Raw genomic sequence first — 12354 nt, forward strand, 5'->3', positions numbered from 1 at the left:
AAGCCTCCGCCTCCGGATGGCCCATGGTCTCGAAATCGGCTGCAGTGGAAGGGGCAAGGATGACCACCCGGATCGCCGATTCCGCCGATGTGGCCGACACGGCTCGCATCGGTGACTCGACCTCGGTCTGGGACCTCGCCCAAGTGCGCGAGGGTGCGACGCTGGGCAGCGGTTGCATCATCGGTCGAGGGGCCTACATCGGACCTGGGGTCAGCCTGGGCTCGAACTGCAAGGTGCAGAACTTCGCGTTGGTCTACGAGCCGGCTGTCCTGGAGGACGGCGTCTTCATCGGGCCGGCGGCCACCTTGACCAACGACCGGTATCCGCGGGCCGTCAACCCGGATGGTTCCATCAAGGTGGCTGCTGACTGGCAGCCGGTCGGGGTGCTCTGCCGAACCGGCGCCTCCGTCGGTGCGGGGGCCGTCTGCGTCGCCCCCCTCGTCGTGGGGCGGTGGGCGGTCGTGGCGGCCGGCGCCGTGGTGACGCGGGACGTGCCCGACTTCGCGCTCGTCGCCGGGACCCCCGCTCAGCGCGTGCGCTGGGTGGGACGTGGAGGCGTTCCGCTGGTGGAGGAGGGCGGTGGCGAGTGGGTCTGTCCGCAGACCGGTGAACGCTTCACCGAGTCCGAGGGGATGCTGAGGGAGCGTCAGCCTGATGAATGAGTTCATCCCCGTGGCCCGGCCGGCCATCGGCGACGAAGAGTGTGAGGCAGTCGAGCGGGTCATGCGCAGTGGGATGCTCGCCCAAGGCCCTGAGGTGGCAGCGTTCGAACGCGAGTTCTCCGAGCACTTCCAGCTCCACCGGGCCTGTGTCGCGGTCAACTCGGGCACGTCCGGGCTGCACCTCGGACTGCTGGCAGCCGGGGTCACCGCAGGAGACGAGGTGATCGTCCCGTCCTTCACGTTCGCCGCCACTGCCAATGCCGTCGCCCTCACCGGTGCGACCCCCGTCTTCGCGGACATCCGACCGGACGACTTCTGTCTGGATCCCGAGGCCGTCGAGCACCTCATCACCGCGCGGACCAAGGGCATCATGCCCGTCCACCTCTACGGCCACCCCGCGCCGATGGCCGAACTGCTGGAGGTTGCCGATCGCCATGGTGTGTCGATCTTCGAGGACGCCGCCCAAGCTCACGGCGCGTCCCTCCACGGACGGCCGGTCGGGGCGTTCGGCGAGATGGCCGTGTTCTCCCTCTACCCGACGAAGAACATGACGTCCGGCGAGGGAGGCATGGTCTCGGTTGCCTCACCGACCGTGGAGCGCCGGCTGCGCCTCTATCGAAACCAGGGAATGGAAATGCCCTACCGCAACGAGATCGTGGGGTTCAACGCCCGGATGACCGACATCCATGCGGCCATCGGGCGCGTGCAGCTGCGGAAGGTCGCGGCGTGGACCGAGCAGCGACAACATCATGCGTCGTACCTCACGGAGCACCTGGAAGGTGTGGTCACCCCGGGCCGCGCTTCGGGGGCGGTGCACGTCTACCACCAGTACACCGTCCGTATTCCTGAGGACCGCGATGGGTTCGCGGCGGCCCTGCGTGAGGAGTACGCAGTCGGGAGTGGCGCCTTCTATCCTGTGCCGACCCATCGCCTTGCACCTTTTCGCGGCGGATCGGATCTTCCCCACACGGACGCCGCGGCGCGCGAGTGCCTGTCCCTGCCGGTGCACCCCGCGCTCTCACCGGACGACCTGGAGCGGATCGTCACAGGCGTCAATACCCTGGCCAGGGCGGGCGCCTGACATGGCCGACCTGCGCGCAGGGCTCATCGGGCTCGGGATGATGGGCCGCCACCACGCCCGCGTGCTCCGGAGCCTTGACGGCGTCGAGCTGGTCGCGGTCCTGGACCACGGCGGAGACCAGTACTCGGCCGCCGGCGACCTGTCGGTCCTCACGGACATCGAACGCCTGCTGACCGAACGCCTGGACTACTGCGTCGTCGCGGTGCCCACGTCCTTCCACGAGGAGATCGGCGTGAGGCTTGCGGCTGCCGGCGTGCACGCACTCATCGAGAAGCCGCTCGCCGAGGACGTGCCGTCTGCCACGCGCATCGCCGCGGCCTTCAGGGAGGCTGGTCTGATCGGTGCAGTCGGGCACATCGAGCGCTACAACCCGGCCCTGCAGCAGGCGCGGGCCAGGCTCGAGGCCGGAGAGCTCGGAGACGTCTACCAGATCGCCACCCGGCGCCAGGGGCCGTTTCCCACGCGCATCGTGGACGTGGGGGTGGTGCAGGACCTGGGCAGCCACGACATCGACCTGACCGCCTGGGTGACGCAGCGCGAGTACGTCTCGGTGTCGGCGCGCACCGCGCACCAGAGCGGCGGCCAGCACGAGGACCTCGTGGCCGTGCTCGCCCAGCTGTCGGACGGCACGGTCGCGAACCACCTGGTGAACTGGCTGTCACCCCTCAAGGAACGGGTCACGATCATCACCGGCGAGCGAGGGACCTTCGTCGCGGACACCCTCGCCGCCGACCTCACGTTCTACGCCAACGGAGAGAACCCGCAGGTGTCGTGGGATGCGATTGCCAACTTCCGCGGCGTTTCCGAGGGTGACGTGATCCGCTACGCCATCGCCAAGCCCGAGCCCCTCCGGGTCGAGCACGAGAGCTTCCGCGATGCGGTGCTCGGCAAGAGCCACAACATCGTGACCCTGGACGAGGGCGTCAACACGGTGCGCGTTGCCGCGGCCTGCCTCGAGTCCGCCGAGACGAAGACCACCGTCCACCTCACCTGACGCGCCGCGAGAGGGTGGCAAACCGATCCTTCCCTGGCGGGAGGCGACGGATTGCCACCCTCTCGACGTGAGCCGGCTGGAGCCGTCAGTGCAGCCCGCGCAGCCGCAGGACGACACCGGCGTGGTCGGAGGGCCACAGGCCGGTGGCCGCGTCTCGGTCGCGCACCTCGTTGCCCGTGACGGTGCCGCGGTCCACCGCCGAGCCACCAGTCGCGGTCCGGGCGAACACCATGTCGATCCGGTGGTCGAAGCCGGCCGCGGTCGCGTCGGTGACACCCTCGGACAGTCCCGAGGTGCAGCCGTCGTCCCGGGCGTCCACGGGGCAGCTGCCCGGCCGCCAGCGCAGCCACTCGTCGGTGAACCCGTTGGCCACGACGAAGTCGTACGGGCCCGAGTGGGGCGTGCCGAGCGGATCGGTGCGCTTGACGCTGTGGTCGAGCGGGTCGGAGTTGCAGTCGCAGACCACCACGGTCGGCTTGTTCGAGGGCGCGGCCGGACCGGCCAGAAGCTCGTGGGCCTGCCCCAACGCGATGTCGGAGCTGGCCGACTCGAGGTGGGTGTTGACGACGCGCACCACGGTCGACCCCGACCGCACGTCTGCCCAGTTGTAGCCGCGGATGAACACGAACGGCACTCCGCCGACGCTGACCGAGAGGCGGGTGACGTACTGCCCACCTCCGCTGGCCTGCACGGTCAGGCCGGGGTCGACCCGCACGAGCATCGCGTCACGCATGGTCAGCCGGACGTCGCGTGCGTTGGTCATCGTGCCGTTGAACGGGCTGCCCCTGAACGCGGGGCCCTCCACGTCGGACTCCTGCTGCACGTTGGCCACGCGGTACTGCGCGCCCGTCGCCGCGAGGTCGCTGGTGAACGTCGCCAGGAAGTCGTAGTCGGGGTTGCTCGCGTTCGCGGTGCCGATGGCCCCGAGCTCCAGGGGTCCGCTGCGCCACAGGGCCACCTCCTGCAGGCCCACCACGTCCGGGCGCTGCGAGGCGATCTCGGCGGCCAACAGCTTGCTGCGCACGGGGAAGCTGGTCTGGTCGACCACGGCGCGCAGCTCGTCGTTGGAGTTGCCGAAGGCCACCAGGGCTGCGGCCCCCGTCTTGCCTGCCGTGGCCACCAGGGGCCGGTTGATGTCCCCACCGAGGTAGAGGTTCCGTGTCATCACGGTCAACGGCCGGCCCGGGGCCGCATCCGGGGGAGCGGCCACGGCCGGGGTCGCCACGAAGGCTGCGAGCGCGCTCGCGAGCGCTGCCGTTGCCGCCCAGGCGACAGCCCGGAGAGCGGGACGGGACGGGTGGATGGACATCGTTGGCCTCCCTGCGTCAGGTGTGTGGGCTCATGCTGGTCACTGGCCCACGCCGCGGCAAGGGTCCAATGGCGTAGTTCCGCCGACGGGAGCGCGCCACCAGCCCGGTCATGCAGCCGGCGGGACCACTCACGACCAGCGTTGACAGTCGTGCTTGGCTGGGGCCATGACGGACGCCGTGATCACGGACAACCCCTCCAAGCACCGCTACGAAGCCCACATCGACGGCGTGCTCGCGGGCTTTGCGGCCTACCGGTTCAAGCGCGACCACATCGTCTTCACCCACACCGAGGTGGACGACGCGTTCGCCGGGGAGGGCGTCGGCGCGGCGCTGGCGAAGGGAGCGCTCGACGACGTCCGCGCCAGGGCGGAGCACGACGTCGTGGCGCTCTGCCCGTTCATCTCCGCCTGGATCGCCCGCCACCCCGACTACCAGGACCTCGTGGCGCCCTAGCGGGCCGGTCGGAACCGCGGAGGGGCCCGGCACGTTCGGCCCTGGGGAGCGTTCCCCAGCCCGCGCGTCCACGTCGTCGCGTCGACTCGACTAGCCTAGGTCGGGCCGTTGCCACCCGGATGTCCACGGCTGCGAAACTTCAGGAGATATTGCGTGTCCAAGATCGTCGAAAAGCTGCTGCGTGCCGGTGAGGGCCGCATCCTCAAGAAGCTCCACGGGATCGCCGCCCAGGTGAACTCGATCGAGGAGGACTTCGCCGCCCTCACCGATGCCGAGCTGCGGGCGGAGACCGACGTCTTCCGCAAGCGCCTCGCCGATGGCGAGACGCTCGACGACCTGCTGCCCGAGGCCTTCGCCGCGGTCCGTGAGGCGTCCAAGCGCACCCTCGGCAAGCGCCACTTCGACGTGCAGCTGATGGGTGGCGCCGCGCTCCACCTCGGCAACGTCGCGGAGATGAAGACCGGTGAGGGCAAGACCCTGGTCGCCACCCTGCCGTCCTACCTCAACGCCCTCGAGGGCAAGGGCGTGCACGTCGTCACGGTCAACGACTACCTCGCCGAGTACCAGTCCGAGCTGATGGGCCGCGTGCACCGCATGCTGGGGCTGGAGACCGGCGTCATCCTCGCGTCGATGACGCCGGAGGAGCGTCGCGTCGAGTACGCCAAGGACATCACCTACGGCACCAACAACGAGTTCGGCTTCGACTACCTGCGCGACAACATGGCCTGGTCGGTCGACGAGCTCGTGCAGCGCGGCCACAACTTCGCGATCGTCGACGAGGTCGACTCGATCCTCATCGACGAGGCCCGCACGCCGCTCATCATCAGCGGCCCGGCCGACGCGGCGACCAAGTGGTACACGGAGTTCTCCAAGATCGCCCAGCGGCTGACCCGTGGCGAGCTCGAGTCCGGCGAGGGCGACTACGAGGTCGACGAGAAGAAGAAGACCGTCGGGGTCCTCGAGGCCGGCATCGCCAAGGTCGAGGACTACCTCGGCATCGACAACCTCTACGAGTCCGTCAACACCCCGCTCATCGGCTACCTCAACAACGCCATCAAGGCCAAGGAGCTGTTCAAGCGGGACAAGGACTACGTCAACATGAACGGCGAGATCCTCATCGTCGACGAGCACACCGGCCGCATGCTCGCCGGGCGTCGCTACAACGAGGGGATGCACCAGGCGATCGAGGCGAAGGAGGGCGTCGAGATCCAGAACGAGAACCAGACGCTCGCCACGATCACCCTGCAGAACTACTTCCGCATGTACGACACGCTCTCGGGCATGACCGGCACCGCCCAGACCGAGGCCGCCGAGCTCAACTCGATCTACAAGCTGGGTGTCGTCCCGATCCCGACCAACCGCCCGATGGTCCGCAAGGACCAGGCCGACCTCGTCTACCGCACCGAGGAGGCCAAGTTCTCGGCCGTCGTGGGCGACATCGCCGAGCGGTATGCCGAGGGGCAGCCGGTGCTCGTGGGTACCGTCTCGGTCGAGAAGAGCGAGTACCTCTCCGATCAGCTGCGCCGCAAGGGCGTCCCCCACGAGGTGCTCAACGCCAAGCAGCACGAGCGCGAGGCCGCCATCGTGGCCCAGGCCGGCCGCAAGGGCGCCGTCACCGTCGCCACCAACATGGCCGGTCGAGGCACCGACATCATGCTCGGCGGCAACCCCGAGTTCATGGCGGTCGCCACCCTCAAGCAGCAGGGGCTCGACCCGGTCGAGACGCCGGAGGAGTACGAAGCCGCCTGGGACGAGGCACTGGCCAGGGCCGAGGAGGCCGTCAAGGCCGAGCACGACGAGGTCACCGGCCTCGGTGGGCTCTACGTCCTCGGCACCGAGCGTCACGAGTCGCGTCGCATCGACAACCAGCTCCGTGGTCGCTCCGGCCGCCAGGGCGACCCCGGCGAGTCGCGGTTCTACCTGTCCCTGCAGGACGACCTCATGCGCCTGTTCAACGCCGCCATGGTCGACCGGTTCATGACCACGGCCAAGATGGAGGACGACGTCCCGATCGAGTCCAAGATGGTCAGCCGCTCGATCCAGAGCGCGCAGGGCCAGGTCGAGGGCCGCAACTTCGAGATCCGCAAGAACGTCCTCAAGTACGACGACGTCCTCAACCGCCAGCGCACGGTCATCTACGACGAGCGGCGCCGCGTGCTCGAGGGCGAGGACCTGCACGAGCAGATCCGCCACTTCATCAACGACGTGGTCGGTGGGTACGTCGACGCCGAGACGGCCGAAGGTTTCGCCGACGACTGGGACCTCGACCGCCTGTGGACCGCGCTCAAGACCCTCTACCCGGTGTCGGTGACGCCACAGGACGTCATCGAGGCGGCGGACGGCTCGCTGACCCCCGACAGCCTGCGCGAGGTCATCACCTCCGACGCCCACCACGCCTACGACGAGCGCGAGGCGCAGCTCGGCGAGGAGGTCATGCGTGAGGTGGAGCGACGAGTCGTCCTGTCCGTGCTCGACCGCAAGTGGCGCGAGCACCTCTACGAGATGGACTACCTCCAGGAGGGCATCGGCCTGAGGGCGATGGCCCAGCGCGACCCGCTGGTCGAGTACCAGCGCGAGGGCTTCCAGCTGTTCGAGGCGATGAACGAGTCGATCAAGGAGGAGTCGGTCGGCTACCTGTTCAACGTGCAGGTCGACGTGGACCAGCCGCAGGCCGAGGCGCCGGCGGTCCAGCCGGTCAGCGTCTCCGAGATGCTGGCGGGTTCGGGGCTGTCCTCGGCTGCGCCGCAGGACGACACGGCCCCGCCCGCCACGACGGCTGCCGGCACCCGCGCCAGTGCCTCGTCCGACGGTGCCTCGTCCGATGGGGAAACCGCGGACAGCGTGGAGCGCGTGGGCTCAACCGTCGGTGCGGTCGACCATGCGGTCGACAAGCACCCGACGTTCCGGGCCAAGGGCCTCGAGCAGCCTGAGCGTCGCCCGCAACAGCTGCAGTACTCCGCGCCCAGCGAGACCGGTGACGTCGAGCACCGAGCGGTGGGCTCGGCCGGCGACACGCTCACGGCGGAGCAGCTCAAGGGTGTCTCCCGCAACGGCCCGTGCCCCTGCGGTTCGGGCAAGAAGTTCAAGATGTGCCACGGGAAGTCCTGACGCGACGCTGATCGCGAGGCCCGGCACCTCTGGCCACCGAGATCGGGTGTCGGGCTCGCGGTCGCTCGGGAAGCGGACGATCGGGAAGCGGACGATCGGGAAGCGGACGATCGGCCAGAAGTCGATGGTGCGCGTCAGCCGACCTGGAGGGCCTCGACCCGCCACCGACCGTCGAGGCCGACGAGCCGGAACGCCAGCGCACGCACCCGGCCGCCGTCCACCACGACGGCGCTCGCCTCGGCCACCCCGTCCGCCGGCTCGCAGACCCTCACTCCGCGCACGACGGTGCGTCGCGTCGACGTGGTCCCGCGCCGAGCCGAGACGGCGGCGCGCCGGGCCACTGCGGCATACACCTCGGGGGTCGTCCAGCGGAGCACCTGTGGTGCGGGGCGGGCCCCGGCCATGACTTCCACGAGCCCTTGGGCGATGTGGCCGGCCCACTCACGGGGATCGGGCAGGTCGTCACGGCGGGTGGGTCGCTCCCCGAAGAGCTGGTCGTCGGTCAGGCTGTCGAAGTCGATCGCCAGGGCGTCCTGGACGTAGCTGGGCGACCCCAGGTCGTCGGGCAGCCACGACTCGGTCTCCGACAGCACTGGCGGTCGGGTGCGCGGCGCCGGCACGATGCGCAGGGGCGTGAGTCGCCCGACAGGTGGTCGACCTGCCGATGTGCTGGTCGCCCCGGTCATCGCCCGGCTCCGGACTGCTCGCTGGCTGAGGCTGCGGCCGGGTTCGGGGGCCGCAGGATCTGGCCGGGCAGGATCAGGTCGGGGTCGTCGCCGATCACCGTGCGGTTGGCGTGGTGCCAAGCCGGCCACGCGTCCGCGACCTCCGCGTCAGAGGCGTCCGGCCCGAGCTGGCGGCGGACGATGTCCCACAACGTGTCGCCCCGGTGGACGACGACTTCAGCCGCCGGGTGCGAGTCCACGCTTCCCGTCACCAGGCTCGAGGCGGGTTGGGGTCGCTGGAGGGGCCGAGAGGGAGTCCACCCCGGGGCCGGAGCGGGAGAGGTGGCCACGGCTCGAGCCGGAGCCGGATGTGCCGGAGATGGTGCCGCTGCCGCGGACGGGGTCGGTGCCGCTGCTGGTGCCTGGGTCGGAGCCGGGGCCGGGGACGGGGTGGTCGAATGAGCTGAGGAGGTGGCCGTGAAGGCGGGGGCCAGGGTGGCCCGGGCTGCGTGCGGTGCAGTCGAGCCATCAGCGATGGCGGCCACCGGCGTCAGGGAGGCTCCCACGACAGCGCCCACGACTGCGGCGGCGAGCCGTCGGGAGACCGCCGGAGCCCAGGCGGCGGCGCACCGGTCGGCTGCGTCGCCGAGCTTGCCCGGCAGGTGCGCCAGCACCGCGGCACCAGTGCTGACGGCGAGCCAGGCGCCAAGCACTGTCGCTGCGGTCAGGACCACGAGCGTCAGTGCCTCGGGGAGGCTGGTGGGCCCCGGTGCGACGACGACCCGCCACTGCGCGCCGACGGCGAGGCACAGCAGGACGTCGACGAAACCGAGCACCCCCAGTGCTGTCATCGTGCCCAGTGCGATGCGGATGCCGCGGCTCATGATCCCCCCCGGGAGTGCGTTTACATGCGTTTGCTTACGTTGAACCATATCGACGTGCACTTGCAGATGGCAAGGGGGTGCCGCGCTAGAGTCGGTCGGCACCCGGGTCTCGCCTTCGGGCGAGTCCCAGGGGAACAGCGGCGAGAACAGGCACGAGGGGGGACACACGATGCGTTGGGACGCCCTGTTCGCGGATCTGGCTGCCCAGTGGGAGGCAGAGTCCAGGCGAGAGCTGGACGCCGAGGTGGCCGACCGGACCAGGCGCGAGCGCGCCTCGGTGGGCCTCTACGAGCGGCTGGCAGCGGCGGGCGCCGACCCGGTGACGGTGTCGCTGCGCAGCGGCGCCGTCGCGCGGGGTCGCGTCAGCGATGTGGGCGACGGGTGGCTCCTGCTCGCGGCCGAGGCGAGCGTGCCACAGGCGGGGCCGTCCCCTGGTCCGGCGCTCATCCCGTTCGCGGCAGTGACGGCTGTGGCCGGGCTGTCGGCGCGCGTCGCAGGGACTGCCACTGGGCGCAGGTTCGGGTTGGGTTACGCCCTGCGGGGGCTGAGCCGGGACCGTTCGGTCGTGCTCCTGACAGACCTCACGGGCGCCGTCGTCGCCGGAACGATCGACGCGGTCGGCCTGGACGTGCTCGAGCTGAGCGAACACGCCGCGGACCTGCCGAGGCGTGCCGAGAACGTCACGGGGCGCCGACTCGTCCCCTTCTCCGCCGTGGTCCTGCTGCGCCCTGCGTAGGCCTGACCTCCACGACCCCCATCCCCCCGGACGGCGGCCTGCGCAGGGCGCAACGACTCAGTCCTGACCCTGTCCGAAGGGGTGCGCCGCGACGAAGGTCTTCGTCTCGCTGTACATCCGCTGGATGTACCCCTCGAGCTCGGCGACCTCGACGCGCCACTGACCGCGGCCGCCGACCTTGATGGCCGGCAGTTCGCCGGATCGGACCAGGGCGTAGGCCTGGGCGGATGAGATATCGAGCACTTCCGAGACCTCAGCCAGCTGAATGAAGCGCTTAGCCACGTCAATCCCCTCTACTTTCCGCCAGCCGACTTGACTGGATGCAGACGTTCTCTTGACCGAATTTTTACCATGTTCTTGTGGCTGCGTCTGGTCGATGAGCAGATTCTGGCATCTATAGCCGTTTGGGGGAGTTGGCCTGCCGACCATGTGGATGACCCGCGAACCTGTGGATTCACCCGGCGCTGGACCACCTCGTGCGTCATGATGTCCCGGCGGGTGCGGCCGACGTGGCTGGAAAAGGCTGATCGAGGGGACATCGCCATGACCGACCTGCCCATGCCGACGGCTGCAAGGCTCCAGAAACCGCGCTGGCGAGACACCCGGCTCGTGGTGGGCCTGCTGCTGGTGCTCGCGTCGGCGGCCCTCGGCTCGTTCGTGGTCGCCCATGCCGACGACCGCACTGCCGTGTATGCCGCGCGCGGGCCGCTGGTGCCCGGGCAGCACCTGGGTGAGGACAACCTCACCCGGGTCGACGTGCGGCTGGGTTCCGAGCTGTCGCGCTACCTGCAGGCCACGGCGGAGCCGGCGCCCGACCGGTACGTGCTGCGTGAGGTCGGCGCCGGCGAGCTCGTTCCCGCCGCGGCGGTGGGGGGCAGGGACCAGGTCGGCGTCCAGCCGCTGACCCTCTCGGTCGACGGCGGCGCTGCGGCGGCGCTGCGTGTCGGCTCCCGGGTCGACGTCTACGTCAACCCGGTCGATGCGGGCGCGGCCCCGGGGGGCAAGGCCTTCGCCGGGCCCGCGCTGGCCCTCGAAGGCGTGTCGGTCTCGAGCCTGCCCAAGACGAGTGGGGGCCTGGGAGGCGGCGCATCCGGCGATCGTCCCATCCAGGTGATGGCTCCCACTGCGCAGATCAAGGAGCTCATCGCAGCGGTCGACCTCGGCGCGCGCATCACGGTCGTCCCCGTCGCGGGGACGTCGCTGCGGGTCGACCAGTGACCCGTTCGGTCATCGCGGCGCTCAACGGCGCGTGGGAGTCCGAGCTGGTGACGGCCCTCGAAGCCACTGCCGGCTACACGATGGCAAGACGCTGCGCCGACCTGCCCGACCTGCTGGCCGCGGCGGCTGCCGGGTTCGGCCAGGTCGCGCTCGTGTCGGCCGACCTGCGTGCCCTCGACCGGCCGGCGCTGCACGAGCTCGCCAGCCATGGTGTCGACGTGGCAGGGGTTGTCGCCCCCGGCGACGACCAGGGGGAGCGACGGCTCCGCCAGCTCGGTCTGACCGTGGTGCTCAGGGCCGACCAGGCCAGTCACGAGATCGACGACGTCCTCGACTCCCTCGACCTCCCGGGCGCACTCGATGCCGGTGAGGTTGTCTCGGTGGTCCTCGGGGACGACCCGGAGGCGGCCGGGCCGATCGTGGCGGCCAAGGTCATCGCCGTCTGGGGACCCACGGGCGCCCCGGGTCGCAGCACTGTCGCGCTCAACCTCGCGGCGGAGCTGGCTCGTAGCGCGTCCACCCTCCTCGTCGACTGCGACACCTACGGCTCGTCGGTCGCGCAGTCCCTCGGCCTCCTCGACGAAGCTCCTGGGGTGGCGGCCGCCGCGCGAGCGGCTGACCAGGGCGCCCTCGACCTCGCAGCACTGGCTCGTATCGCTCCCGAGGTGTTTCCTGGCCTGCGGGTGCTGACCGGCATACCCCGCGCCGAGCGCTGGACCGAGCTGCGCGCGCCGTCGGTGGCGCACGTGCTCACCGTCGCACGCCAGCTGGGCCAGTTCGTCGTGATCGACTGCGGCTTTGCGATCGAGGACGACGAAGAGCTCTCCTACGACACCCTCGCCCCCCGACGCAACGCCGCCACCCTCACCGCTCTCGGGTGTGCCGACGAGCTCCTCGTGGTCGGTTCGGCGGATCCGGTGGGCCTGCAACGACTGGTCCGGGCCGTCCAGGACCTCGCGGCCGTGCCTTCGCCGCCCCCGCGAGTGGTCGTCAACAGGGTGCGTGCCTCGGCAGTCGGCACCCGACCCGAGCGGCGGATCGCCGAGGCCCTCGGCCGGTTCGCCGGCATGGACGGCCTCACCTACCTGCCCTGGGACCAGGACAGCCTCGACGGAGCCATGTTCGCCGGGGCGTCGCTGGCCGAGTTCGCCCCCCAGAGCGAGCTGCGCCACGCGATCGCGTCGCTGACCACCGCGTATGCCGGGTCCGCACCCGAGCGCCGGCGCCGCCGGCGCCGCTGACC

Annotated in this window: 12 protein-coding genes and 1 pseudogene; 9 read left to right on the forward strand and 4 right to left on the reverse strand. The window is 70.4% G+C overall.

Annotated elements, in window-relative coordinates:
- Positions 1-59 precede the first annotated feature (59 nt).
- From AC1DWP_RS13710 to AC1DWP_RS13720, 3 genes are read left to right on the forward strand one after another with little or no spacing between them, the layout of a single operon-like run.
- On the forward strand, positions 60-662 hold the full coding sequence (locus AC1DWP_RS13710; protein ID WP_477615029.1) for an acyltransferase: 603 nt from the start codon (positions 60-62) through the stop codon (positions 660-662).
- Complete coding sequence (locus tag AC1DWP_RS13715; RefSeq protein ID WP_477615030.1) at positions 655-1743, forward strand: DegT/DnrJ/EryC1/StrS family aminotransferase; 1089 nt, start codon at positions 655-657, stop codon at positions 1741-1743. The genes AC1DWP_RS13710 and AC1DWP_RS13715 overlap by 8 nt, the downstream gene beginning before the upstream one ends.
- Before the next feature lies 1 nt (position 1744).
- Positions 1745-2737, forward strand: coding sequence for a Gfo/Idh/MocA family protein (locus AC1DWP_RS13720; RefSeq protein WP_477615031.1), 993 nt, complete (start codon positions 1745-1747; stop codon positions 2735-2737).
- A gap of 85 nt (positions 2738-2822) precedes the next feature.
- On the opposite strand, the gene AC1DWP_RS13725 is transcribed toward AC1DWP_RS13720, so the two are convergent.
- Positions 2823-4046, reverse strand: coding sequence for an endonuclease/exonuclease/phosphatase family protein (locus tag AC1DWP_RS13725; protein WP_477615032.1), 1224 nt, complete (start codon positions 4044-4046; stop codon positions 2823-2825).
- 166 nt (positions 4047-4212) lie between these two features.
- Here AC1DWP_RS13725 and AC1DWP_RS13730 point away from each other — a divergent pair, with 166 nt between their 5' ends.
- The 3 genes and pseudogenes from AC1DWP_RS13730 to AC1DWP_RS13740 all read left to right on the forward strand — a co-directional run bounded on the left by AC1DWP_RS13730 (position 4213) and on the right by AC1DWP_RS13740 (position 7608).
- The gene (locus tag AC1DWP_RS13730) at positions 4213-4500 is read left to right on the forward strand and encodes a GNAT family N-acetyltransferase (protein ID WP_477615033.1); all 288 of its coding nucleotides are present in this window, start codon (positions 4213-4215) and stop codon (positions 4498-4500) included.
- 153 nt (positions 4501-4653) lie between these two features.
- Positions 4654-7141, forward strand: a pseudogene (gene secA, locus AC1DWP_RS13735) (preprotein translocase subunit SecA); the annotation flags it as partial.
- Positions 7142-7209: 68 nt separating this feature from the next.
- Positions 7210-7608 (forward strand): SEC-C metal-binding domain-containing protein, encoded by a 399-nt coding sequence (locus tag AC1DWP_RS13740; protein WP_477615308.1) that lies wholly within the window; start codon positions 7210-7212, stop codon positions 7606-7608.
- Between the two features lie 134 nt (positions 7609-7742).
- On the opposite strand, the gene AC1DWP_RS13745 is transcribed toward AC1DWP_RS13740, so the two are convergent.
- Both AC1DWP_RS13745 and AC1DWP_RS13750 read right to left on the reverse strand, forming a co-directional pair.
- Positions 7743-8201 carry an Rv3235 family protein gene (locus AC1DWP_RS13745; RefSeq protein ID WP_477615034.1) on the reverse strand — a complete coding sequence of 153 codons (459 nt, stop codon included), beginning with the start codon at positions 8199-8201 and terminating at the stop codon, positions 7743-7745.
- 89 nt (positions 8202-8290) lie between these two features.
- On the reverse strand, positions 8291-9157 hold the full coding sequence (locus AC1DWP_RS13750; RefSeq protein ID WP_477615035.1) for a LysM peptidoglycan-binding domain-containing protein: 867 nt from the start codon (positions 9155-9157) through the stop codon (positions 8291-8293).
- A gap of 169 nt (positions 9158-9326) precedes the next feature.
- Here AC1DWP_RS13750 and AC1DWP_RS13755 point away from each other — a divergent pair, with 169 nt between their 5' ends.
- On the forward strand, positions 9327-9893 hold the full coding sequence (locus tag AC1DWP_RS13755) for a hypothetical protein (protein ID WP_477615036.1): 567 nt from the start codon (positions 9327-9329) through the stop codon (positions 9891-9893).
- A gap of 57 nt (positions 9894-9950) precedes the next feature.
- On the opposite strand, the gene AC1DWP_RS13760 is transcribed toward AC1DWP_RS13755, so the two are convergent.
- Positions 9951-10175, reverse strand: a complete 225-nt coding sequence (locus tag AC1DWP_RS13760; protein ID WP_477615037.1) for a helix-turn-helix domain-containing protein — start codon at positions 10173-10175, stop codon at positions 9951-9953.
- A 261-nt stretch (positions 10176-10436) separates the two neighbouring features.
- Between AC1DWP_RS13760 and AC1DWP_RS13765 the strand changes: the two genes are divergently transcribed.
- Both AC1DWP_RS13765 and AC1DWP_RS13770 read left to right on the forward strand, forming a co-directional pair.
- Positions 10437-11111: a hypothetical protein gene (locus AC1DWP_RS13765; protein ID WP_477615038.1), complete on the forward strand. Its 675-nt coding sequence runs from the start codon at positions 10437-10439 to the stop codon at positions 11109-11111.
- Positions 11108-12352 (forward strand): CpaE/TadZ family protein, encoded by a 1245-nt coding sequence (locus AC1DWP_RS13770; RefSeq protein ID WP_477615039.1) that lies wholly within the window; start codon positions 11108-11110, stop codon positions 12350-12352. The genes AC1DWP_RS13765 and AC1DWP_RS13770 overlap by 4 nt, the downstream gene beginning before the upstream one ends.
- Positions 12353-12354: the final 2 nt, after the last annotated feature.

This window comes from Pedococcus sp. P2_F6 (assembly GCF_056403675.1).